The sequence below is a fragment of the Streptomyces sp. NPDC003023 genome (assembly GCF_042888225.1).
Lineage (GTDB): Bacteria > Actinomycetota > Actinomycetes > Streptomycetales > Streptomycetaceae > Streptomyces.
The window spans coordinates 272,703-294,390 of sequence record NZ_JBIAPL010000010.1; the positions used below are offsets into that span (position 1 = coordinate 272,703).

Genomic DNA, 21,688 nt, shown 5'->3' on the forward strand with positions numbered 1-21,688 from the left:
CAAATGTTTGGTAGAAACCTTAGGCTGGTCCGACCGGACTCGGAAGGGGCTCACCATGGGCACCGGCAATCCGCTGGACTTCACAGGCCGGGCGGTGGTCGTCACCGGGGGGACCAGGGGCATCGGCCGGTCGATCGCCGGCGCGTTCCTGGCCGCCGGAGCGGACGTCGTCGTGTGCGGACGCCGCGAACCGCCGCCACTCCCCCGCGCGGACGGACGGAGCGCGCTGTTCCACCCCGCCGACGTCCGCGACCCGGCGGCGGCCGAGGAGCTCGTCGAGAGCGCTGTGAGCCGCTACGGCAGGCTGGACGTGCTCGTCAACAACGCCGGGGGTTCACCCGACGCCGACGCGGCCACCGCCTCGCCCGGATTCGCCGAGCGGGTCGTGGCACTCAACCTGCTGGCCCCGTACTACACCGCGAGGGCCGCCCACCGGTTCATGCGGCAGCAGGCCGACGGCGGCTGCGTCATCAACATCGGCAGCGTCTCCGCGCACTGCCCCCAGCCCGGCACGGCCGCCTACTCGGCGGCGAAGGCCGGTCTGCTGGTGCTGACCAGGGCGCTGGCCCTCGAGTGGGGGCCCGCCGTGCGCGTCAACCACATCACCGCCGGGCCGGTCCTCGCCGAGGACGCCGTGCCCGTTCCCGCCGAGGACGGCGCACCCGCTCCCGGCGAGGACGGCGCACCTGTCCCCGCCGAGGACGGTGGCGGCGGCATGGCCCGGGTCGTCGCCCTGGAGCGGCTGGCCGCTCCAGGGGACATCGCCGGAGCCTGCCTGTATCTGGCGGGCCCGCTGGCCTCCTATGTCAGCGGCGCGGACCTGGCCGTGCACGGAGGTGGCGAACTGCCCGCCCGCTATCTCGCGGCCAGGCGGCAACTGCGCTACCCCGCCCCGTAGACGGCACCGGGAGGCTCCGCCTCGGCCAGCAGCTCGCGGGCCGTCTCCCCCGCCTCCGCCGGCGTCCGGCGGGCGGCAGCGTCGGCGCTCGGCCCCGGCCGCCAACCCTCCATGACGGTGATCCGGCCGCCCTCCGCCTCGAAGACCCGGCCGGTCACGCCCGCGCAGGCGGCGGAGCCGAGCCACACCACCAGCGGGGAGACGTTCTCCGGCGCCATCGCGTCGAACTCCCCCTCGGCAGGCGCCGCCATCGCCTGGGCGAAGGCCTGTTCCGTCATACGGGTGCGAGCGGCCGGGGCGATCGCGTTGACCTGGACGCCGTAGCGGGCCGTCTCGGCGGCGGCGACTAGGGTCAGCGCCACGATGCCGGCCTTGGCGGCCGCGTAGTTGCCCTGCCCGACGCTGCCCAGCAGACCCGCGCCGGAACTCGTGTTGACGACCCGGGCCTTCGGGGTGCGGCCCGCCTTCGCCTCGGCGCGCCAGTGCTCGGCCGCGTGCCGCAGCGGCAGGAAGTGGCCCTTGAGATGGACCCGCACGACCGCGTCCCAGTCGTCCTCGTCCAGGTTGACCAGCATCCGGTCGCGCAGGAAGCCCGCGTTGTTGACGAGGGTGTCAAGGCGGCCGAAGGCGTCGAGGGCCGTGGCGACGAGTGACGCGGCGCCCTCCGCGGTCGCCACGTCACCGCCGTGGGCCACCGCCTCGCCGCCGAGGGACCGGATCTCGTCGACAACCTTCCGGGCCGGGGCCGCGATCCCGCCCGTGCCGTCGAGTCCGACACCGAGGTCGTTGACGACGACCCGTGCTCCCTCGGCGGCGAAGGCGAGGGCGTGGGCGCGCCCCAGCCCCCGGCCGGCTCCCGTGACGACGACGACGCGCCCCGTGCACAGTCCACTCATGGTTTGCATCCTCTCGGCGGCGGAACGACGACGGGGACCGGACCGGGACCCGCCCCCCTGCTACCTTTTACCTAACTAACGTTTGGTGAAGGGTAGTTGATCCGCTCATGGGTGTCTCCACCTCCGTCGCCGAACCGGGCGTCGCCGTCGTCACCGTCGACTTCCCCCCGGTCAACGCCCTGCCGGTGCAGGGCTGGTACGACCTGGCCGGCACGCTGCGCACCGCGGGCGCCGACCCCGCGGTCCGCTGTGTGGTGCTCACCGCCGCCGGTCGTGGTTTCAACGCGGGCGTCGACATCAAGGAGATGCGGCGCACCGCCGGTCACGAGGCGCTCATCGGTGCCAACCGCGGCTGCTACGAGGCGTTCGCCGCGGTCTACGACTGCGAGGTCCCGGTGGTCGCCGCCGTGCAGGGCTTCTGCCTCGGGGGCGGTATCGGGCTCGTCGGGAACGCCGACGCGATCGTCGCGAGTGACGACGCGACCTTCGGCCTGCCCGAACTCGACCGCGGCGCGCTCGGGGCCGCGACGCATCTCTCCCGGCTGGTCCCGGCGCATCTGATGCGCACCCTGTACTACACCTCACGGACCGTCACCGCCGAGGAGCTGCACCGGCACGGCTCCGTGTGGCGCGTGGTGCCGCGCGCACGGCTTCACGAGGCGGCGCTGGAACTGGCACGCGAGATCGCCGCCAAGGACGGCTGCCTCATCCGCCTCGCGAAGGCCGCGATCAACGGCATCGATCCCGTGGACGTCCGCCGCAGTTACCGGTTCGAGCAGGGTTTCACCTTCGAGGCGAACCTCGGCGGAGCCGGGGCCAGGCACCGGGCGGCCTTCGGCTCGTCCGGGGAGAACGGACGATGAGAAGGAGGCCCGGCGCCGCACCGGAGCACGTCAGAGGCGTTCGAGGACGGTGACGTTCGCCTGGCCGCCGCCCTCGCACATGGTCTGCAGCCCGTAGCGGCCGCCGGTGCGCTCGAGTTCGTGCAGCAGTGTGGTCATCAGCCTGGTGCCCGTGGCTCCGAGGGGGTGCCCCAGGGCGATCGCGCCTCCGTTGACGTTGACCTTCGCGGGATCGGCGCCGGTCTCCTTCAACCAGGCGAGGACGACGGAGGCGAACGCCTCGTTGATCTCGACGAGGTCGATGTCGTCCATCGACAGGCCGGTCCTCTTGAGCGCGTAGGCGGTGGCCGGGATCGGCGCGGACAGCATCCGGATCGGGTCCTCGCCGCGTACGGAGAGGTGATGGATGCGGGCGCGGGGGGTCAGTCCGTGTTCGCGGACCGCCCGCTCGGAGGCGAGCAGCATCGCGGAGGCGCCGTCGGAGATCTGCGAGGAGACGGCGGCTGTCAGCCGCCCGCCCTCGACCAGGGGCGGCAGGGCCGCCATCTTCGCCGGCGTGGTGTCCCGGCGCGGCCCCTCGTCGGCCCGCATGCCGGGGAACGGCACGATCTCGCGTTCGAAGCGGCCCTCGTCGGCCGCCCTGACCGCCTGCCGGTGGGACCGCAGGGCGAACTCCTCCATGGCCTCGCGGCTGATGTCCCACTTCTCCGCGATGAGTTCCGCGCCGTGGAACTGGTCGACCGGCCGGTCGCCGTAGCGGGCCCGCCAGCCCCGGGAGCCTGCGTACGGACCTTCGGTGAGGCCGAGGGGCTCGGCCGCCCGGCGGCTCGCGAAGGCAATCGGTATCTGCGACATGCTCTGGGTGCCGCCCGCGACGACGAGGTCCTGGGTGCCGGAGAGCACTCCCTGCGCGGCGAAGTGGACGGCCTGCTGCGAGGAGCCGCACTGACGGTCGACGGTCACGCCCGGCACTTCCTGCGGGAGCCCGGCGGCCAGCCAGCAGGTGCGCGCGATGTTCCCGGCCTGGGGGCCGACGGTGTCCACGCATCCGAGGACCACGTCCTCGACGGCCGCCGGGTCGACCCCCGAGCGCTCCATGAGGGCCGTCAGCACATGCGCGCCGAGATCCGCGGGGTGGACGGCGGACAGGCCGCCGCCACGCCTGCCCACCGGGGTGCGGACCGCTTCGACGATGTACGCCTCTGACATGGCTTCGGCTCCTTCTCGGGATCCTGCTACGGGTGACGGCCCCCGAGTGCGATGCCGTCGAGCACCATGGACAGGTACTGGCGGGCGATCTCGTCGGGGCTGTGCAGTCCGCCCGGCCGGTACCAGGACGCGGCGACCCAGACCGTGTCGCGCACGAAGCGGTAGGTGAGCCGGACGTCGAGGTCGGCGCGGAACGCCTCGGTGGCGACACCGCGCTCCAGGGTTCCCAGCCAGGCCTTCTCGAACTTCCGCTGCGATTCGGCGAGATAGCCGAAACGAGGCTGCACGGACAGGTACTTCGACTCCTTCTGGTAGATCGCCACGGCGGCGCGGTGCCGGTCGATCTCCCGGAAGGACTCGACGACGAGCGCCTCGAGCGTCTCCCGCGGGCCGAGGCCCGCGGCCAGCACCGCGTCGTAGCCGGCCCACAGCTCGTCGAGGAAGGTGGACAGGATCTCGTCGAGCATCGACTCCTTGGAGTCGAAGTGGTAGTAGAGGCTGCCCGCCAGCATTCCGGCCGCGTCCGCGATCTTGCGGACGGTGGTGGCGTTGTAACCCTGCTCGGCGAAGACCTCCGCGGCCACACCGAGGAGTTCACCGCGGCGCTCGGGCGAGGGGCTCATCGACTTCTTCTTGCCTGTGGTCGGCACATTGCTTTTCGGCACGCTGCCATTGTCGTCCCCCGTTGCCGTGCCCCGTCGAGGTGACGGACCGGCGGACCTGACCTCCCCGCCGTTCTCGACGGCCGGCGATCCGCAGGTTAACCTACCAAACACTTGTTAGGGAAGGAGGGCGGATGTCCGCTGCCCCGACGGAGCCTGTCCGCTACGAGACCCGCGGCCCCGTGGCCGTGGTCACCATGGACCGTCCCGAGTACCGCAACGCCCAGAACTCCGCCATGACCTACGCACTGGACCGGGCGTTCTACCGCGCCGCCGACGACGACGAGGTCCAGGTCGTCGTCCTCGCCGGAGAGGGCAGGCACTTCTCGGCCGGTCACGACATCGGCACCCCGGAACGCGACGCCCATGTGCCCTTCGACCGCCGGGCCGGCCTGTGGTGGGACCACTGCGGCAAGCGGGGCGCGGAGAGCCGCTTCGCCCGCGAGTCCGAGGTCTATCTGGGCATGTGCCGGCGCTGGCGCGAACTGCCCAAGCCGGTGATCGCCCGCGTCCAGGGCGCCTGTGTCGCGGGCGGGCTGATGCTCGCCTGGATATGCGATCTGATCGTCGCCTCCGAGGACGCGTTCTTCGCCGACCCGGTGGTCCGCATGGGCATCCCCGGTGTCGAGTACTTCGCCCACCCCTGGATGATGCCGCCGCGTGTCGCCAAGGAGTTCCTCTACACCGGGGACCGGATGAGCGCACGGCGCGCGTACGAGGTCGGCATGGTCAACCGCGTGGTGGCGCGTGACGAACTCGTGGACGCCTCCATGGAATTGGCGCTGCGGATCGCCGAGATGCCACGGATGGGGCTCGCGCTCACCAAGCGGGCGGTCAACCAGGCGGAGGATCTGCAGGGCATGCACGCCGGGATGGACTCGGTCTTCGGCCTCCACCACCTCGCGCACGCGCACAACGCGGAGACCGCCGACGACCCGCTCGGCGGCATGGACGTCAGGGCGATGAAGGAGGCCGGATCCTGATGGACCTCGACCTCACCGCCGCACAGCACGCCTTCCGCGCCGAGGCACGCGACTGGCTCGCCGCGCACGTCCCCGGCACTCCGCTGCCGTCCCTGGAGACAGCGGCGGGTTTCGCCGCCCACCGCGAGTGGGAGCGGACACTGGCCGCGGACCGCTGGTCGGTCGTCTCGTGGCCGAAGCGGTACGGCGGCCGCGGGCTCTCCGTCGTCGAATGGCTGATCTTCGAGGAGGAGTACTACGCGGCGGGCGCGCCCGGCCGGGTCGGCCAGAACGGCATCAGCCTCCTCGCCCCCACCCTCCTCGCGCACGGCAGCGCCGAACAGTGCGCCAGGATCCTGCCCGGCATGGCGAGCGGTGAGGTGATCTGGGCGCAGGCCTGGTCGGAACCGGGGGCCGGCTCCGACCTCGCGTCCTTGCGCTGCACCGCGACCCGCACCGGCGGCGGCTGGCTGCTCGACGGGCAGAAGACGTGGTCGTCCCGTGCCGCGTTCGCCGACCGCGCCTTCGGACTGTTCCGCAGCGCGCCACGCACCGACCGGCCGCACCACGGCCTCACGTATCTGATGTTCGCGCTCGACGCCCCCGGCGTGACGGTCCGTCCGATCGCACGGCTCGACGGGAAGCCCGCGTTCGCGGAGCTCTTCCTCGACAGCGTCTTCGTCCCCGACGAGGACGTCATCGGGGAGCCGGGTCAGGGCTGGCGCCTGGCCATGAGCACGGCCGGCAACGAGCGCGGGCTCACCCTGCGCAGCCCCGGCCGCTTCACGGCCGCCGCCGAGCGGCTGACCGCGCTGTGGCGCGAGCGGGGCGAGACCCTCGGCACCGCGGTGCGGGACCGGGTGGCGGACGCGGTCATCGGCGCGGAGGCGTACCGCCTCTTCACGTACGCCGCCGCCTCGCGCATCGCCGAAGGCGCCGCGACCGGCGCCGAGTCCAGCCTCAACAAGGTGTTCTGGTCCGAACTGGACATCGCGCTGCACGAGACCGCGCTCGACCTGCTGGGGCCGTACGGGGAGCTCGCCGACACGGCCGATGAGGCCCCCGCCCACGGCAGTTGGGCCGAGGGGCACGTCTTCGCGCTCGCCGGCCCGATCTACGCGGGCACCAACGAGATCCAGCGCGACATCATCGCCGAGCGGCTGCTCGGCCTGCCCAAGGGACGCCGCTGATGCGGTTCCTCCTTGACGACGAGCAGCGTGAGTTCACCCGCTCGCTCGACGCGATGCTCCGCGCGGCCGGCACCCCGGCGGCCGTACGGGCCTGGGCGGCCGGCGACACCGCACCGGGCCGCGCCCTGTGGACCCGGCTCGCCGGGGCGGGGGTCTTCGCCCTGGCCGTTCCCGAGCGCCACGGAGGTCTCGGTCCGCGCCCGGTGGAACTCGCCGCGGCCTTCGTGGAGCTGGGCCGCCACGCGGTCCCCGGACCGCTGGTCGAGACCGTCGCCGCTGCGGCCCTCCTGGACAGGACGGATCGGGTGGGCCGGACGGACGGGGCGGAGACGGCGGGCGGAACGGACCAGGCCGGCGGGACGCAGACGGCAGGCGGAACGGACCAGGCCGGCGGGGCGGACCCGGCGTACGAAGGCACCTGGGCGGGACGCCAGTTGGCAGGCATCGCCTCCGGCCGGACGGTCGCGTCCCTGTGCCTGCTCGGCGCCGGAAACCCGTTCGCCCTGGACGCCGACAGCGCCGACACCGTGCTCGTCGTCGAGGGCGACACCCTGCGGCTGGCCCGGACGGCGGGCCCCGTACAGCAGTCGGCCGACCCAGCCCGCCGGCTGGCGCGGCCCGGTGACGGCCCCGTCCTCGCGCACGGTCCCGAGGTGCCCGCGGCGGCCGCCCACGCCGCCGATCTCGCCGCGCTGTCCACCGCGGCCCAGGCCCTGGGCCTGGGCCGTGCCCTGCTCGACGCGACGGTCGCCTTCGCCGGGCAGCGCGTCCAGTTCGGCGTCCCCATCGGCTCGTTCCAGTCCGTCAAGCACCGGCTGGCCGACACACTCGTCGCCCTCGAGTTCGCCCAGCCGCTGCTCTACGCCGCCGCTCTCGACCTCGCCGCCGGCGAACCGGGCAGCGGCCGCAGGGTGTCGGCGGCCAAGGTGACGGCCTGCGAGTCGGCGTACGCGGCCGCCCGTACGGCCCTGCAGATCCACGGAGCCGTCGGCTACACCGACGAACTCGATCTCTCCCTGTGGATCCGCAAGGCCCGGGCGATCCGGGACGCCTGGGGAACCCCTGCCTCGCACCGCGCCCGCGTCCTGACGCCGTGACCCGGCCCGACGGGCTCCCGCGCGGGCGCCGCTTCGGCGGTCAGGCGCCGCCCGGCGAGCCGGTGAACGTGTCCCAGTCGATGAACTCGGCCTCGGTGCCTGGCGGTACGAGGGTGCAGCTGCGGGCCAGCCAGCGGCTCAGCGCGCTCCGGTCGACGGCGAACAGGGCGTGACTGTGCACAGTGCCCAGGCGCAGATGGACCAGGCCGTCGCGGCCGGGACCCGGAGCGGGCCGGACACGGGCGTCGCCCACGCCGCTCAGGACGCGGGTGCCGGAGATCAGCAGCTCGCGCGCGAGGTACCAGACGACGGGCGGCGCGTGCGGCGGCCGGAAGGCGATCCGGACGGCGAAGGGATCCGCCGTCGTGTAGCGGAAGGTCGCGGTCACGGGGACGCTCAGGCAGCCGCGGAGCTGGTGGACCCTCGCCTCCCAGGTCATGGTGCGCCGGGGTGTGCGACGTACGGCTGCTCGGCTGTCTCGTGGCATGCGGCACCGCTTCCGGGTCGGGCGCCGTCCCGGTCGTGGCAGCGCGTCCGGTCCGAGTTGCCGCCGCGGGCCCGCTCATTCCCGGCGGCCGTGCAGATGCTGTGACGGTACGTTCACATCCCGGCCCGCTCGCGGGCCGCCACGCCACAGAGGGTTCATCACGCTCGATGTCGGACATGAGCGCCAGGTAACCGAAAAGGACCGGTCCATGCCGTTCGGGGACGGTCGGAACACGGTCACGAACCGGCTGGGGCCGTGCCGGCGGGAGCGGCGGGCGGCAGCAGATGACCTTGTCGGCGGAAAAGTGACGCACGCCCTGGCTGCCCGGGCCCCGTTCCTGGTAGCCAGGGCCATACGCTGAGCGCAACGGAGCGTTCCCATGTCACAGCGGTCGCCCGGGCTTCCTGAGCGGCCATCACAGGAGACGGAGCGACATGTTCGGCAAACTACTGGTGGCCAACCGCGGCGAGATCGCGATCCGGGCCTTCCGGGCGGCATTCGAGCTCGGTGTCTCCACCGTGGCCGTCTTCCCTCACGAGGACCGCAACTCGCTGCACAGGGCGAAGGCGGACGAGGCCTACCGTATCGGCGAGCCGGGTCACCCCGTGCGCGCCTACCTCTCCGTCGACGAGATCGTGAAGGCCGCCCGCCGCGCGGGCGCGGACGCGGTCTACCCCGGCTACGGGTTCCTTTCCGAGAACCCGGAACTGGCCGCCGCGTGCGCGGAGGCCGGCATCACGTTCGTGGGACCGCCGGCGGCGGTGCTGAACCTGACGGGCAACAAGGCGCGTGCGGTGGCCGCCGCCCGCGAGGCCGGGGTGCCGGTCCTGCGGTCCTCGGCACCCACCAACGACGTGGACGAGCTGGTCGAGGCGGCCGGGGACATCGGCTTCCCCGTGTTCGTCAAGGCCGTCGCGGGCGGCGGCGGGCGCGGCATGCGACGGGTCGAACGTCCCGGTGACCTGCGGGAGGCGGCGGAGGCCGCCATGCGGGAGGCGCGCTCGGCCTTCGGTGACGCGACCGTGTTCCTCGAGCAGGCCGTGATCGACGCCCGTCACATCGAGGTGCAGATCCTCGCCGACGCGGCGGGCAATGTCGTCCATCTCTACGAGCGGGACTGCTCGGTGCAGCGGCGCCACCAGAAGGTGGTCGAGATCGCCCCTGCGCCCGACCTCGATCCGCAGCTGCGGGACCGTATCTGCGCCGACGCCGTCGCGTTCGCCAGGCACATCGGCTACGTCAACGCCGGCACGGTGGAGTTCCTCGTCGACGCGCGCGGCAACCACGTCTTCATCGAGATGAACCCGCGCATCCAGGTCGAGCACACGGTGACCGAACAGGTCACCGGACGGGACCTGGTCATCGCGCAGTTGCGCATCGCGTCGGGCATGACGCTGCCCGAACTCAACCTGACGCAGGACCAGATCACGCTGTCCGGTGCCGCGCTGCAGTGCCGGATCACCACCGAGGACCCGGCCAACGGCTTCCGCCCCGACACGGGGACCATCTCGGCCTACCGCTCCCCCGGCGGCCCCGGCGTACGGCTCGACGGTGGCACCGTGCACACCGGCGCGTCGGTCTCGGCGCACTTCGACTCCCTGCTGGTGAAACTGACCTGCGAGGGCCACGACCACGCGAACGCGGTCCGGCGGGCCCGGCGGGCCATCGCCGAGTTCCGCATCCGGGGCGTGTCGACCAACCTGCCGTTCCTCGGCGCCGTGCTGGACGACGCCGACTTCCAGGCCGGGCGGGTGACCACGTCCTTCATCGACGAGCGCCCGCACCTGCTGCGCACCCGGCCGCCGGCCGACCGTGGCAGCCGCATCCTGGGTCACCTCGCGGAGACGACCGTCAACCGCCCGCACGGCCCCCGGCCCGTCGTCGTGGAGCCGGCCGACAAGCTGCCCTCGGTCGACCTCTCGGCGGCACCGGCCGACGGCTCGCGGCAGCGGCTGGCCGCCCTCGGGCCGGAGCGGTTCGCACAGGAACTGCGCAGGCAGTCCGCCGTCGCCGTGACGGACACGACCTTCCGCGACGCCCACCAGTCGCTGCTGGCGACGCGGGTGCGCACCCGCGACCTGCTCGCCGTGGCACCGCATGTGGCCCGAACCGCACCGCAGTTGCTCAGCCTCGAGTGCTGGGGCGGCGCCACCTTCGACGTGGCCCTGCGGTTCCTCGCGGAGGACCCGTGGGAGCGGCTGGCGGCCCTGCGCGAGGCGGTGCCGAACATCTGCACGCAGATGCTGCTGCGGGGCCGCAACACGGTGGGGTACACGCCCTATCCGACGGAGGTGACCGACGCGTTCGTGGCCGAGGCCGCCGCCACCGGTATGGACGTCTTCCGGATCTTCGACGCGCTCAACGACGTGTCGCAGATGCGTCCCGCGATCGACGCCGTACGGGCGACCGGGACATCGCTGGCCGAGGTGGCCCTCTGCTACACAGCCGATCTGTCGAACCCGGCCGAGAAGCTCTACACGCTGGACTACTACCTGCGTCTGGCCGAGCAGATCGTGGAGGCGGGGGCGCACGTACTGGCCATCAAGGACATGGCGGGCCTGCTGCGTCCGCACGCCGCGCGCACCCTCGTGACGGCGCTGCGGGAACGGTTCGACCTGCCCGTGCACCTCCACACGCACGACACGGCGGGAGGCCAGCTCGCCACCCTGGTCGCGGCGATCGACGCCGGCGTCGACGCCGTGGACGCGGCGGTCGCGTCGATGGCCGGCACGACCAGTCAGCCGTCGCTGTCGGCGCTGGTCGCGGCGACGGACCACACCGAGCGGGCGACCGGCCTGTCGCTGCAGGCCGTCGGTGACCTGGAGCCGTACTGGGAGGCGGTCCGCAAGGTGTACCGGCCGTTCGAGTCGGGGCTCGCGTCGCCGACCGGCCGTGTCTACCACCACGAGATCCCCGGCGGGCAGTTGTCGAACCTGCGCCAGCAGGCCATCGCGCTCGGGCTCGGCGACCGGTTCGAGCTGGTCGAGGAGTACTACGCGGCGGCGGACCGCATGCTGGGACGCCTGGTCAAGGTCACGCCGTCCTCGAAGGTCGTGGGCGACCTGGCGCTGCACCTGGTGGGCGCCGGCGTCTCGTCGGACGCGTTCGAGTCGTCCCCGGAGAAGTTCGACGTCCCGGACTCGGTGATCGGCTTCCTGCGCGGCGAGCTGGGCGACCCGCCCGGGGGCTGGCCGGAGCCGTTCCGCAGCCGGGCGCTCGAGGCCCGGCCGCCGCAGGCCGAGCCGCCGCGACTCTCGGAGGAGGACCGGCAGGGTTTGCGCCAGGAGCGCAGGTCCACACTCAACCGGCTGCTGTTCCCCGGCCCGGCCATGTCGTTCGAGTCGCACCGGGAGAACTACGGCGACACGTCGGTACTGTCGACGAAGGACTTCTTCTACGGGCTCGAGCCCGAGACGGAGCACACCGTCACCCTGGAGCCGGGGGTGACGCTGCTGATCGAGCTGGAGGCCATCTCGGAGGCGGACGAGCGCGGCTACCGCACCGTACTGACCCGGCTGAACGGGCAGATGCGCCCGGTGTCGGTGCGCGACAGTTCCGTCACCACGACGGTGAAGGCGGCACAGAAGGCGGAGCAGGGCAACGACCGCCATGTGGCCGCGCCGTTCGCGGGTGTGGTCACGCTCCAGGTCGCGGAGGGCGCGTCGGTGAGCGCCGGTCAGACGGTCGCCACCATCGAGGCGATGAAGATGGAGGCGTCGATCACGGCGCAGAGCTCCGGCACGGTGCGGCGGGTCGCGATCGGCGAGGTCCAGCAGGTGGAGGCCGGTGACCTGCTGATCGAGATCGCGCCGTGACGCGGCGGCACGGGAGGCGCTGAGGAGGGCAGGCGCGCAGCGTTCCCCCGGGGCGCTGCGCGCCCGCGCTCCCGCGGGGTCCCGTCGGCGGCGGCATGGCGGCGGGCGGTGCGGGCCGGGAGCCCGTACCGCCCACCGCCGTCTCACCTGCGGTTCACGGCTTCATCTCGTACGCCCCGGACAGCGCCTCGACACGCGCCCAGACACGCGCCGACCTGCCCTCGTCGACGACGGAGCGCCGTACGGCGTCCAGGGCCCAGCGCTGCTGCTGCGCCGTGGCGGAGTCCTTGCCGTGCAGTTCGACGGCGTGCGCGGAGAAGTCGCGTACGAGGACGGCGAACAGTTCGTCGAGCACGTCCTCGTCCGGGTTCGTCAGCCCCGACTGCTCCAGGATCAGCTGACCGTGCACGACCAGCGCGAACAACTGACCCACGGCCAGGAGCAGGTCGAGGTCACGGCTCTGCTCCTCGTCGGGGGCGGCGGTGGCGACGAACTCGCACAGTGCCTCGGCCTGTTCGCGGAAGCGGCCGACGTTGGGCAGGTGGGCGTAGGCGTCGAAGGCGGGACGCCAGTCGTGGAAGCGGACGGAGCCGAGGCCACGGGCCGGTCCCTGCCGGAAGAGGAACGCGTCGTCGGCGGCGTCGAGACGGGTGGGGACGGGCGCGTGGTCGACCGGGTTCAGCAGGTGGTTGCGCATGAACTTGAGGATCAGCGCGAGATTGACGTGGACGGTCCCCTCGAGCTTGGGCAGCCCGCGGATCTCGACGGCGGCCTGGGCGAAGTACGTGTCCTTCTCGAAGCCCTTGGCGGCGATGACGTCCCAGAGCAGGTCGATGACCTTCTCGCCCTCCGTGGTCACCTTCATCTTCGTCATCGGGTTGAAGAGCAGGTACCTGCGGTCGTCGGGGCCCGCGGAGCGGAAGTAGTCGACGGCGCGGTCGCTGAACAGTTTCATGCCGACCAGGCGGACGTACGCGTCGGCCAGCTCGCGGCGCACGTGCGGGAAGGCGGTGACGGGGCGGCCGTACAGGATCCGGTTGTGGGCGTGGGTGACCGCCTCGTACATCGCGTGCTCGCAGATGCCGATGGAGGCGGTGCAGAGGTTGAACTTGCCGACGTTGACGGTGTTGAGCGCGGCGTCGAAAGCGGCACGGCCGGTGTGCAGCACGTCCTCGGGGGCGACGGGGTAGTCCTCCAGCCGGAACTCGCTGACGTACTTCGACGAGTCCACCACGTTCTGCACGAGGTGGTAGGCGGGGTGGCGGCTGTCCGCGGCGAAGAAGACATAGCCCTCGGGGCCCTCGACGTCGGTGCGGCGTCCGAAGACGGAGACCAGCCCGGCGGCGTTGCCGTTGCCGATGTAGTACTTCGATCCCCGGGCCCGGAAGCCGCCGTCGCCGTCGGGCTCCAGCAGCATGTCGGTGGAGTAGATGTCGGCGCCGTGGGACTTCTCCGACAGGCCGAAGGCGAACACCTCGCCCTGGGCGAGCAGTTCGGCGGCACGGGAGCGGGCCGCCGTGTTGCCGCTCTGCCAGACCGGTCCGAGGCCGAGGACGGTGACCTGCCAGGCGTACCAGTAGTCGAGCCCGTAGAAGCCGAAGATCTCGTTGAGGGCGGCGATCCGCGCCGTGTCCCAGCGCTTGTCCTGCCCGGCGTCACCCGCCTCGGAGGCGGGGGTGAGGAAGGTCGCGAACAGCCCTTCCTCCGCGGCGAACGCGAGGAAGTCGGCCAGCCAGGCACGCGTGCGGTAGTCCTCGATCAGCCGGCGCCTGCCGCGGGTCTCGAACCAGTCGACGGTGGCACGCAGCAGCCTGCGGGTCTCCGGGTCGAAATGCGCCGGGTCGTACGTGCGGGGATTGAACAGCAGCGGGTCGGTCATGGGTGTTCGCCTTTCCGGCTCGTTGTCGTCGGGAGGTCGGCGGTCGGGAAGAGAGGTCGGTCGGGAAGAGGTGCGGTGGTGAGCGGCGAGGGCGAGGAGACCGGGCCGGCGCGGGGACGGTGGCCGGCCGTGGGCGGGACGCCGGGTCACCGGCCGGGGCGGAGCCGGTGCAGGGTGGCGAGTACGTCGTCGAGCCAGGCGATCATCATCCGCTCGTACGCGATCCCGCCGCGCAGGACCGCGTGCTGCAACTCCCGCCCGGCGTCGGGGCGCTCGTGGCGGGTCGCCGGGGCGTTGGGGGTCGCCGGGGTGTTGGGGGTCGCCGGGGTGTTCGGGGTCGCCGGGGCGTCACCGGGGCCGAAGTCGCGTCGCTCGCCCTCCAGGTAGTGCTCGAGCTGGTCCCTGTGCATCCGCTGGTGCCTTTCGACCTCGCCGATCAGGGCGTGCGGGTCGTCGAAGGCCGCGCCGCGGATCTTCACGGCGAGCTCGTGCCGGACGCTTTCCGGTTGGATCGGCTCGTGCAGCCACTCGCCGAGGGCGGTGCGGCCGTGCCTCGAGACCGAGTACTCCTTCTTGTCCGGCCGGCCCTGCTGCGCCACCTCCCGCACGTCGATCCAGCCGTCGGCCTCCATACGTTTGAGGACGCGGTAGATCTGCTGGTGGGTGGCAGTCCAGAAGTAGCCGATGGACCGCTCGAACCGCCGGGCCAGCTCATAGCCGGAGCCCGGCTTCTCCAGCAGGGAGACGAGGATCGCGTGTTCGAGCGCCATGCGGCGATCCTTCTATGCAACTTGTTGCATAGGCAAGCCGGGGCCACTCCGGTGAGACACGGCTCACTCCCCCGGGTCCGCCGCCCGGTACCCACGTGCGTGAGACGGCGCACATGCGGGTCAGCGGCGGTGGAGGTGCGTGTTAGCGTCCGCGCGTGACATTTCCGGCCCTTGACGCGAACGCCTCGGGTACCGCGGTGGCGGGCACCGAGGTGGAAGAGGCGCCCCGTCGGACGGCGTCCGTCCCGCAACCGTTCGACGGGTTCGATGGGTTCGACGGGTTCGACCGGTTCGACGGGTTCGACCTGTTCGGTGAGGGCTTCACAGGCGACCCCCACCCCTGGCTGGACGCCCTGCGCACCGACGCGCCCGTGCACCACGACGCGGCGACGGGACTGTGGCTGGTCAGCCGGCACCGGGACGTGCGGCGGGTACTGTCGGAGCCGTCCGTCTTCCTGCCCGACAACGCCCAGCACGCGGTTTCCCCGCTGCCCGTCGCCGTGCTGCGGACACTCGCCAGGGCCGGCTTCACACTTCCGCCCGCGCTGGCCAACAACGGCACCGCCGGCCATGCCGGGCTGCGCCGGGTGGTCAACCGGTTCTTCAACGCCGGGCGGGTGGCCGCCGCCGTCCCTGTGATCGAGCGCTGCGCCGAGGAGCTGCTGGACGCGGCGCGGGCCCGGATCGACGACGAGGGGCGCTGTGACCTGTTCGCCTCCTACGCCCAGATCCTGCCGTGCCGGGTGCTGATGGAGCTGCTCGGCGTCCGGGGCGTCACGCCGGACACACTGATCCGCTGGAGCGACGCGTCGCTGGAACTGTTCTGGGGCAGGCCCTCCGCCGATCGGCAGCTGGAACTGGCCTCCCTGGTCGGCGAGTTCCACCAGTGGCTGACCGCGACCGTGCGCAGTGCCGTGTCGTCGCCGGACTCGTTCGTCGGAGCGCTGTCACGCCACCGGCTGCCCGACGGGGAACCGCTGGGCACGGCGACCGCGGTCAGCGTCTGCTTCTTCGTCTTCATCGCCGGACAGTCCACCACCGGTCAGCTGATCTCCACCGTGCTGCACCGGGCGCTGGGTGAGCCGGGTCTCTGGCCTCGCCCGGCGTGGGAAGCCGGCCTGGCCGAGGCATGGGTGGAGGAGGTGCTGCGGCGCGAGCCGCCGGTGACCACGTGGCGCCGGGTCACCGCACGCCCGGTGGAACTGGCGGGCACGGCCCTCCCGGCAGGCGCGCAGCTGCTCCTCATGCTGATGGGCAGCGGTTCCGACCCGGACGTGTTCGCGGACCCCGAGCGGATGTGCCCGCACCGGCCGAACGTCCGTCACCATCTGGCGTTCGGAGCCGGACGCCACCGCTGCCCGGGCGCGTCCCTGGCCCGCACGGAGGCCGCGATCGGCCTGCGGGCGGTCGCGCGACGGCTCCCGGAGCTCCGGCTCGCGCCGGAAGGGGCACGACCGCCGATGCTCGGCCTGCTGTCCTTCCGGGCGCCCCTGAAGGTGGTCGTGGAGCGGCACTCCGGTCACTGACTCGTCCTGCTGCGCACCCTCGTCCCACAGCGAGCGCGGATGTCGCGGCCGGTGTCCGCCGGCGGGCGTACGGAGTCAGGAGCAGGAGGGGCACAGACCTCTGTAGGTGACCTCAACCGCGGACACCGTGAAGCCGAATCGTTCCTCCGCCGGAAGACCGGCCAACTGGTCGCCGGTCGGGTGGACATCACGGATGGTCCCGCAGCGGGAGCAGACGAGATGCTGGTGCGGACGGTGCGCGTTGGGGTCGTAGCGCTTGGCTCGCCCGTCGGTGGTGACCTCCAGCACCTCGCCGAGGGACACCAGTTCGCCAAGGGTGTTGTAGACCGTCGCGCGGGAGATCTCCGGCAGCCGCTGCGCCGCGCGGGCGTGGACCTCGTCGGCGGTCAGGTGCACATGGTCGCCGTCGAGGACCTCCGCGACGACGCGCCGCTGGGAGGTCACACGCCAGCCGCGCCCTCGCAGTCGCTCCAGCAGGTCGCTCATATCGGTTCACCTATTCAGGCTTGGCGGAATACCCGGAGTTTACCGGCAGGTGTCCGAATCCCGATGGGATGCGAAACCCGCAAACTTCTTGACCTGGACTCTGTCCATCGTAGGATCGGTTCCGGCAACAGCCAAGGGAGCCGGAGCCGCCAGTACGGCAGGAGACTGTGCCATGACGGGACCACCGCCGAGAGGCCGCACGGTGTCGGCCCGAGCGGCTGACGGCCTTTCACGCCGCGCTGTCCCAGGCGTCACCCGGCGGTGACCACACCCCGCGTCACGTCGAGCGCCTCGAGCGCCTCGCGTACGCAGACTCCACTCCGGCGCAACGATCCCGCCCCGCCCGAAAGGATTCCCATGTCCGAGAACCCGGATGCAATCGTCACAGACCCGAAGACGGAGGGCGAAGGCGGCTGCCCGGTCGCGCACGGGCGCGCCCCGCACCCGACCCAGGGCGGTGGAAACCGCCAGTGGTGGTCGGAGCGGCTCAACCTGAAGATCCTTGCCAAGAACCCCGGCGTGGCGAATCCGCTCGGTGAGGAGTTCGACTACGCCGCGGCCTTCACGTCCCTCGACCTCCCGGCCGTGAAGCGGGACATCGCCGATGTGCTGACGACGTCCCAGGACTGGTGGCCGGCCGACTTCGGCCACTACGGCCCGTTCATCGTCCGGATGGCCTGGCACAGCGCGGGCACGTACCGGATCAGCGACGGCCGTGGCGGCGCCGGCGCGGGTCAGCAGCGCTTCGCGCCCCTCAACAGCTGGCCCGACAACGGAAACCTCGACAAGGCCCGCCGCCTGCTGTGGCCGGTCAAGAAGAAGTACGGCCAGTCGCTGTCGTGGGCCGACCTCATGATCCTCGCCGGCAACGTCGCCCTGGAGTCCATGGGATTCGAGACGTTCGGGTTCGCCGGCGGCCGCGCGGACGTCTGGGAGCCCGAGGAGGACGTCTACTGGGGCCCCGAGTCCACCTGGCTCGGCGACGAGCGCTACACCGGCGACCGCGAGCTGGAGAACCCGCTCGGCGCGGTCCAGATGGGTCTCATCTACGTCAACCCCGAGGGTCCCAACGGCAATCCGGACCCGCTCGCCGCGGCCCGCGACATCCGTGAGACGTTCCGCCGGATGGCGATGAACGACGAGGAGACGGTCGCCCTGATCGCCGGCGGCCACACCTTCGGCAAGACCCACGGCGCGGGCCCGGCGGACGCCGTCGGCCCCGCCCCCGAGGCCGCCCCGATCGAGGAGCAGGGACTCGGCTGGCGGAACAGCCACGGCAGCGGCAAGGGCGGCGACACGATCACCAGCGGTCTCGAGGGGATCTGGACGAACACCCCGACCGCCTGGGACAACAGCTTCTTCGAGATCCTTTTCGGCCACGAGTGGGAGCTGTTCCGGAGCCCGGCGGGAGCGAACCAGTGGCGGCCGAAGGACGGCGGCGGCGCGGGGACCGTTCCGGACCCGCACGACCCGTCGAAGAGCCACGCCCCGACGATGCTGACGACCGACCTCTCGCTCCGCGTCGACCCTGCGTACGAGCAGATCTCACGGCGCTTCCTCGAGAACCCGGACGCGTTCGCGGACGCCTTCGCCCGGGCGTGGTACAAGCTGACCCACCGTGACATGGGCCCGGTCGTGCGCTACCTCGGTCCGGAGGTCCCGAGCGAGACCCTGCTGTGGCAGGACCCCCTCCCGGAGGTCGCGCACGAGCTCGTCGACGCCGACGACATCGCCGCGCTCAAGGCGCAGATCCTCGCCCAGGACCTGTCGGTGTCCGAGCTGGTGTCCACCGCGTGGGCGTCGGCCTCGTCCTTCCGCGGCAGCGACAAGCGCGGCGGCGCCAACGGAGCGCGCATCCGCCTCCAGCCGCAGAGCGGCTGGGAGGTCAACGAGCCCGACCGGCTGGCGACGGTGCTGCGCGCCCTGGAGGGTGTCCAGCAGTCCTTCAACTCCGCCGCGGCGGGCGGCAAGCAGGTCTCGCTCGCCGACCTGATCGTGCTCGCCGGCTGCGCCGCCGTCGAGCAGGCCGCCAAGGACGCGGGCTTCGACATCGAGGTGCCCTTCACGCCGGGCCGCGTGGACGCGTCGCAGGAGCAGACCGACGTGGAGTCGTTCGCCGCGCTGGAGCCGGCCGCCGACGGGTTCCGCAACTACCTGGGCAAGGGCAACCGGCTGCCGGCCGAGTACCTGCTGCTCGACCGGGCGAACCTGCTGACCCTCAGCGCCCCCGAGATGACGGTGCTCGTCGGTGGCCTCCGTGTCCTGGGCACGAACCTCCAGCAGTCGCCGCTGGGCGTTCTCACCAAGACGCCCGGGACGCTGACCAACGACTTCTTCGTCAACCTGCTCGACCTGGGGACGACGTGGAAGGCGACCTCCGAGGACGCGAACACGTTCGAGGCCCGCGACGGCGCCACGGGTGAGGTCAAGTGGACCGGCAGCCGGGTCGACCTCGTGTTCGGGTCGAACTCCGAACTGCGGGCGCTCGCGGAGGTCTACGCGAGTGACGACGCGAAGGAGAAGTTCGTGAAGGACTTCGTCGCGGCGTGGGACAAGGTGATGAACCTGGACCGGTTCGACATCGCCTGACCGTGACGTCCGGGGCCGGGCCGGTAACGGCCCGGCCCCGGACAGCGGAAGCCCATGGAAACGACGGGCAGGGCTACGAAGGGACGGCGGCCGCGGCGGGCGTCCCGTCGGTCTCCGGCTCCCGCGACGGGTCGGCGAGCTGCTCGCGCAGATAGTTCCAGACGACCGCGATCAGCGCGGCGGCGGGAACGGCGAGCAGGCTGCCCACCACACCGGCCAGACTGCCGCCCAGCGTCACCGCCAGCAGCACCACAGCGGCGTGAAGACCGAGTCCGCGGCTCTGGATCATGGGCTGGAACACGTTGCCCTCGAGTTGCTGCACCACGACGATGATCGCCAGCACCAGCAGCGCGTCCGTCGGACCGTTCGACACCAGTGCGATGAGCACCGCGACCAGACCGGCGAACAACGCGCCCACGATCGGCACGAACGCGGACACGAAGGTCAGCACCGCCAGTGGGAGCACCAGGGGCACGTCCAGTATCCACAGGCCGAGACCGATGAAGACGGCGTCGAGCAGACCGACGAACGCCTGCGAACGCACGAACGCGCCGAGGGTGTCCCAGCCGCGCGCGGCCACGGCCGGGACGTCGTCGGCGAGCCGACCGGGGAGCTGGCGGGCCAGCCAGGGCAGGAACCGCGGGCCGTCCTTGAGGAAGAAGAACATCAGGAAGAGTGCCAGGACGGCGGTGACCACGCCGCTGAAGACGGTGCTCACCCCCGTGACGACGGTGGTGACCATGCTGCCGACGCTGTCCTGGACGCGGGCGGTCGCGGCGTCGAAGGCGCCGGTGATCTGATCGTCGCCGATGTTCAGCGGCGGCCCGGCGGCCCACTCCCGCAACTTCTGGATGCCCTCGACCACACCGTCGGCGAGCTCGCCGGACTGGGACGCCACCGGCACCGCGATCAGCGCCACGATGCCCCCGGCGGTCAGGAGGAACATCACGGTCACCACCGCCGCGGCCAGTGCCGGGGGCCACCCCCAGCGGCGCAGGCAGCGGGCCAGGGGCCAGGTCAGCGTGGTGAGGAAGAGGGCCACCACGAGCGGCCACACGACCGACCACATCCGGCCGAGCAGCCACAGGGCCACCCCGGCCGCCACGAGGACCAACAGCAACTCGACGGAGACGCGCGCCGATACGCGAAGGGCGTCGCGGGTTCTCGTGGAACTCAACCTGGCAGACATGGAGTCACCCTATTCGCACGCCAGTCGCACCACGGAATCGGTCCGGTCGAGGTGGACGGCCACGACCGGTAGGCAGGCCGTCGAACCGGTCGGCACCGCCCTCCTGTTGGGCCGACGGCGTGGGCGTCCGCTGTCCGATCCGCATGCGGGGAGTGCGCGCCTGAGCCGTTACGGCTTGGGAAGCGATAAGAATCTGGGCAGGCTCGGCTGAGCAATCCGCCTGGGATTGATCAGCAGAACGTCGGGCGGGCGTCGGCGGCGAGGACGAGTTCTTTGCTCGTCTTGAGGCGGGCGGCCCGGCGGGCTGACCGGTCGGAGACCAGGCCGGCTATGGCGGCTTGGATCTCGGCGAAGTCTTCGCGGCGGCCGGTGTAGCGCTGCAGGGGCCGCCACTGCTGGTACTCGGCGTTGGCGTGCTCCACGCAGATCCGGTTGGAGGACTGTGCTCGACGTTCGTGCCGCCAGGCGTGCTGTTCGCCGAGGGCCGCGTCCTTCTTCGGCTTGCGAGGTGGAGCGATGACCTGGTGTGGGAACTGGTTGGCCAGGCCCCGGTAGCCCTCGTCGACATGCACCTTGACGCCGGGGCGGCAGCGCAGCTGCTCGGCGATGCCCTCGGTGCGCACCGCGGTCTGGTCGTGCATTCGTCCTGGCCGCGCGACCCCGGAGTAGAGGGTGCGGCCCTGGCCGTCGCTGAACGTGGTGGTCTTGATGGCGTTCTGCTTGCGCTTGCCGGATACGAACGCCTTGCGGCCCGGACGCCCGGCCTTCGGGCGTCTCACCTGCACGTCGGTGCAGTCGATACGCAGCTCGACGTCCTCGGCCTCGGCGCAGGCGAACACGTCCTCGATGGTGCGCAGCCGGATGGCGGGCTGGTCGGGCACGGCGAACCCGCGCGCCGCCAGCAGCGGCCGGACCTGCCGGATCGCGGCGGACACTGTGGAGCGGTCCACTCCTAACAGCACAGCCAGGGCCGAGTGCGGAAGATCGTGTCGCAAGTGCGCCAGCGTGACCAGCACTCGATCGACGAACACCAGACGATGCTTCGGGCCAGCACCGGCCTCGGGGGGGGGGGGGCCGCCCCCCCCCCCCCCCCCCCCCCCCGCCAGCGCCCCCCCCCCCCCCCCCGGCGGCGCCCCGCCCCCGCCGGCCAGCATCTGTTCGGGTAATACCCAATGGGGCCCCAGAAAAAAA

General features: G+C 72.0%; 17 protein-coding genes. 8 read left to right on the forward strand and 9 right to left on the reverse strand.

Annotated elements, in window-relative coordinates; all coding sequences use genetic code 11:
• Positions 1-55 precede the first annotated feature (55 nt).
• The gene (locus ACFYV1_RS28490) at positions 56-898 is read left to right on the forward strand and encodes an SDR family oxidoreductase (protein ID WP_389398461.1); all 843 of its coding nucleotides are present in this window, start codon (positions 56-58) and stop codon (positions 896-898) included.
• Here the strand turns inward: ACFYV1_RS28490 and ACFYV1_RS28495 are convergent.
• Positions 883-1,794 (reverse strand): SDR family oxidoreductase, encoded by a 912-nt coding sequence (locus ACFYV1_RS28495; protein WP_389398462.1) that lies wholly within the window; start codon positions 1,792-1,794, stop codon positions 883-885. The genes ACFYV1_RS28490 and ACFYV1_RS28495 overlap by 16 nt on opposite strands.
• A gap of 107 nt (positions 1,795-1,901) precedes the next feature.
• On the opposite strand from ACFYV1_RS28495, the gene ACFYV1_RS28500 reads away from it, so the two are divergent.
• Positions 1,902-2,657, forward strand: a complete 756-nt coding sequence (locus tag ACFYV1_RS28500; protein WP_389398463.1) for an enoyl-CoA hydratase family protein — start codon at positions 1,902-1,904, stop codon at positions 2,655-2,657.
• A 30-nt stretch (positions 2,658-2,687) separates the two neighbouring features.
• Here the strand turns inward: ACFYV1_RS28500 and ACFYV1_RS28505 are convergent, their stop codons facing one another.
• A complete protein-coding gene (locus ACFYV1_RS28505) occupies positions 2,688-3,845 on the reverse strand; it encodes an acetyl-CoA C-acetyltransferase (protein ID WP_389398464.1) in 1,158 nt (385 codons plus the stop codon).
• 26 nt (positions 3,846-3,871) lie between these two features.
• On the reverse strand, positions 3,872-4,468 hold the full coding sequence (locus tag ACFYV1_RS28510; protein ID WP_389398487.1) for a TetR/AcrR family transcriptional regulator: 597 nt from the start codon (positions 4,466-4,468) through the stop codon (positions 3,872-3,874).
• Positions 4,469-4,641: 173 nt separating this feature from the next.
• Between ACFYV1_RS28510 and ACFYV1_RS28515 the strand changes: the two genes are divergently transcribed.
• The 3 genes from ACFYV1_RS28515 to ACFYV1_RS28525 are packed head-to-tail and all read left to right on the forward strand — an operon-like array spanning position 4,642 to position 7,756.
• A complete protein-coding gene (locus ACFYV1_RS28515; protein ID WP_389398465.1) occupies positions 4,642-5,490 on the forward strand; it encodes an enoyl-CoA hydratase in 849 nt (282 codons plus the stop codon).
• On the forward strand, positions 5,490-6,659 hold the full coding sequence (locus ACFYV1_RS28520; protein ID WP_389398466.1) for an acyl-CoA dehydrogenase family protein: 1,170 nt from the start codon (positions 5,490-5,492) through the stop codon (positions 6,657-6,659). Before ACFYV1_RS28515 ends, ACFYV1_RS28520 begins: the two co-directional genes overlap by 1 nt.
• Positions 6,659-7,756, forward strand: coding sequence for an acyl-CoA dehydrogenase family protein (locus tag ACFYV1_RS28525; protein ID WP_389398467.1), 1,098 nt, complete (start codon positions 6,659-6,661; stop codon positions 7,754-7,756). Before ACFYV1_RS28520 ends, ACFYV1_RS28525 begins: the two co-directional genes overlap by 1 nt.
• A 40-nt stretch (positions 7,757-7,796) precedes the next feature.
• Here ACFYV1_RS28525 and ACFYV1_RS28530 read toward each other — a convergent pair whose 3' ends face one another.
• Entirely contained in the window at positions 7,797-8,243 is a 447-nt protein-coding gene (locus ACFYV1_RS28530) for an SsgA family sporulation/cell division regulator (RefSeq protein WP_389398468.1), read from the reverse strand.
• A 434-nt stretch (positions 8,244-8,677) separates the two neighbouring features.
• Here ACFYV1_RS28530 and ACFYV1_RS28535 point away from each other — a divergent pair, with 434 nt between their 5' ends.
• Entirely contained in the window at positions 8,678-12,058 is a 3,381-nt protein-coding gene (locus ACFYV1_RS28535) for a pyruvate carboxylase (RefSeq protein WP_389398469.1), read from the forward strand.
• Between the two features lie 154 nt (positions 12,059-12,212).
• On the opposite strand, the gene ACFYV1_RS28540 is transcribed toward ACFYV1_RS28535, so the two are convergent.
• Positions 12,213-13,937: an acyl-CoA dehydrogenase family protein gene (locus tag ACFYV1_RS28540; RefSeq protein ID WP_389398470.1), complete on the reverse strand. Its 1,725-nt coding sequence runs from the start codon at positions 13,935-13,937 to the stop codon at positions 12,213-12,215.
• Positions 13,938-14,083: 146 nt separating this feature from the next.
• Complete coding sequence (locus tag ACFYV1_RS28545) at positions 14,084-14,707, reverse strand: PadR family transcriptional regulator (protein WP_389398471.1); 624 nt, start codon at positions 14,705-14,707, stop codon at positions 14,084-14,086.
• Positions 14,708-14,862: 155 nt separating this feature from the next.
• Here ACFYV1_RS28545 and ACFYV1_RS28550 point away from each other — a divergent pair, with 155 nt between their 5' ends.
• Entirely contained in the window at positions 14,863-16,233 is a 1,371-nt protein-coding gene (locus ACFYV1_RS28550) for a cytochrome P450 (RefSeq protein ID WP_389398472.1), read from the forward strand.
• 75 nt (positions 16,234-16,308) lie between these two features.
• Here the strand turns inward: ACFYV1_RS28550 and ACFYV1_RS28555 are convergent, their stop codons facing one another.
• Positions 16,309-16,719 (reverse strand): Fur family transcriptional regulator, encoded by a 411-nt coding sequence (locus tag ACFYV1_RS28555; protein ID WP_389398473.1) that lies wholly within the window; start codon positions 16,717-16,719, stop codon positions 16,309-16,311.
• Positions 16,720-17,076: 357 nt separating this feature from the next.
• On the opposite strand from ACFYV1_RS28555, the gene katG reads away from it, so the two are divergent.
• Positions 17,077-19,308, forward strand: coding sequence for a catalase/peroxidase HPI (gene katG, locus ACFYV1_RS28560; protein WP_389398474.1), 2,232 nt, complete (start codon positions 17,077-17,079; stop codon positions 19,306-19,308).
• A gap of 73 nt (positions 19,309-19,381) precedes the next feature.
• On the opposite strand, the gene ACFYV1_RS28565 is transcribed toward katG, so the two are convergent.
• Positions 19,382-20,497 (reverse strand): AI-2E family transporter, encoded by a 1,116-nt coding sequence (locus ACFYV1_RS28565; RefSeq protein ID WP_389398475.1) that lies wholly within the window; start codon positions 20,495-20,497, stop codon positions 19,382-19,384.
• 230 nt (positions 20,498-20,727) lie between these two features.
• Positions 20,728-21,528, reverse strand: a complete 801-nt coding sequence (locus tag ACFYV1_RS28570) for a transposase family protein (RefSeq protein WP_389398476.1) — start codon at positions 21,526-21,528, stop codon at positions 20,728-20,730.
• Between the last annotated feature and the right edge of the window lie 160 nt (positions 21,529-21,688).

Excerpts from the sequence above, each read along its gene's own strand:
- ACFYV1_RS28490 (WP_389398461.1), top strand. The coding sequence starts at position 56 with ATGGGCACCGGCAATCCGCTGGACTTCACAGGCCGGGCGGTGGTCGTC.
- ACFYV1_RS28495 (WP_389398462.1), bottom strand. The coding sequence starts at position 1,794 with ATGAGTGGACTGTGCACGGGGCGCGTCGTCGTCGTCACGGGAGCCGGC.
- ACFYV1_RS28500 (WP_389398463.1), top strand. The coding sequence starts at position 1,902 with ATGGGTGTCTCCACCTCCGTCGCCGAACCGGGCGTCGCCGTCGTCACC.
- ACFYV1_RS28505 (WP_389398464.1), bottom strand. The coding sequence starts at position 3,845 with ATGTCAGAGGCGTACATCGTCGAAGCGGTCCGCACCCCGGTGGGCAGG.
- ACFYV1_RS28510 (WP_389398487.1), bottom strand. The coding sequence starts at position 4,468 with ATGAGCCCCTCGCCCGAGCGCCGCGGTGAACTCCTCGGTGTGGCCGCG.
- ACFYV1_RS28515 (WP_389398465.1), top strand. The coding sequence starts at position 4,642 with ATGTCCGCTGCCCCGACGGAGCCTGTCCGCTACGAGACCCGCGGCCCC.
- ACFYV1_RS28520 (WP_389398466.1), top strand. The coding sequence starts at position 5,490 with ATGGACCTCGACCTCACCGCCGCACAGCACGCCTTCCGCGCCGAGGCA.
- ACFYV1_RS28525 (WP_389398467.1), top strand. The coding sequence starts at position 6,659 with ATGCGGTTCCTCCTTGACGACGAGCAGCGTGAGTTCACCCGCTCGCTC.
- ACFYV1_RS28530 (WP_389398468.1), bottom strand. The coding sequence starts at position 8,243 with ATGCCACGAGACAGCCGAGCAGCCGTACGTCGCACACCCCGGCGCACC.
- ACFYV1_RS28535 (WP_389398469.1), top strand. The coding sequence starts at position 8,678 with ATGTTCGGCAAACTACTGGTGGCCAACCGCGGCGAGATCGCGATCCGG.
- ACFYV1_RS28540 (WP_389398470.1), bottom strand. The coding sequence starts at position 13,937 with ATGACCGACCCGCTGCTGTTCAATCCCCGCACGTACGACCCGGCGCAT.
- ACFYV1_RS28545 (WP_389398471.1), bottom strand. The coding sequence starts at position 14,707 with ATGGCGCTCGAACACGCGATCCTCGTCTCCCTGCTGGAGAAGCCGGGC.
- ACFYV1_RS28555 (WP_389398473.1), bottom strand. The coding sequence starts at position 16,719 with ATGAGCGACCTGCTGGAGCGACTGCGAGGGCGCGGCTGGCGTGTGACC.
- katG (WP_389398474.1), top strand. The coding sequence starts at position 17,077 with ATGTCCGAGAACCCGGATGCAATCGTCACAGACCCGAAGACGGAGGGC.
- ACFYV1_RS28565 (WP_389398475.1), bottom strand. The coding sequence starts at position 20,497 with ATGTCTGCCAGGTTGAGTTCCACGAGAACCCGCGACGCCCTTCGCGTA.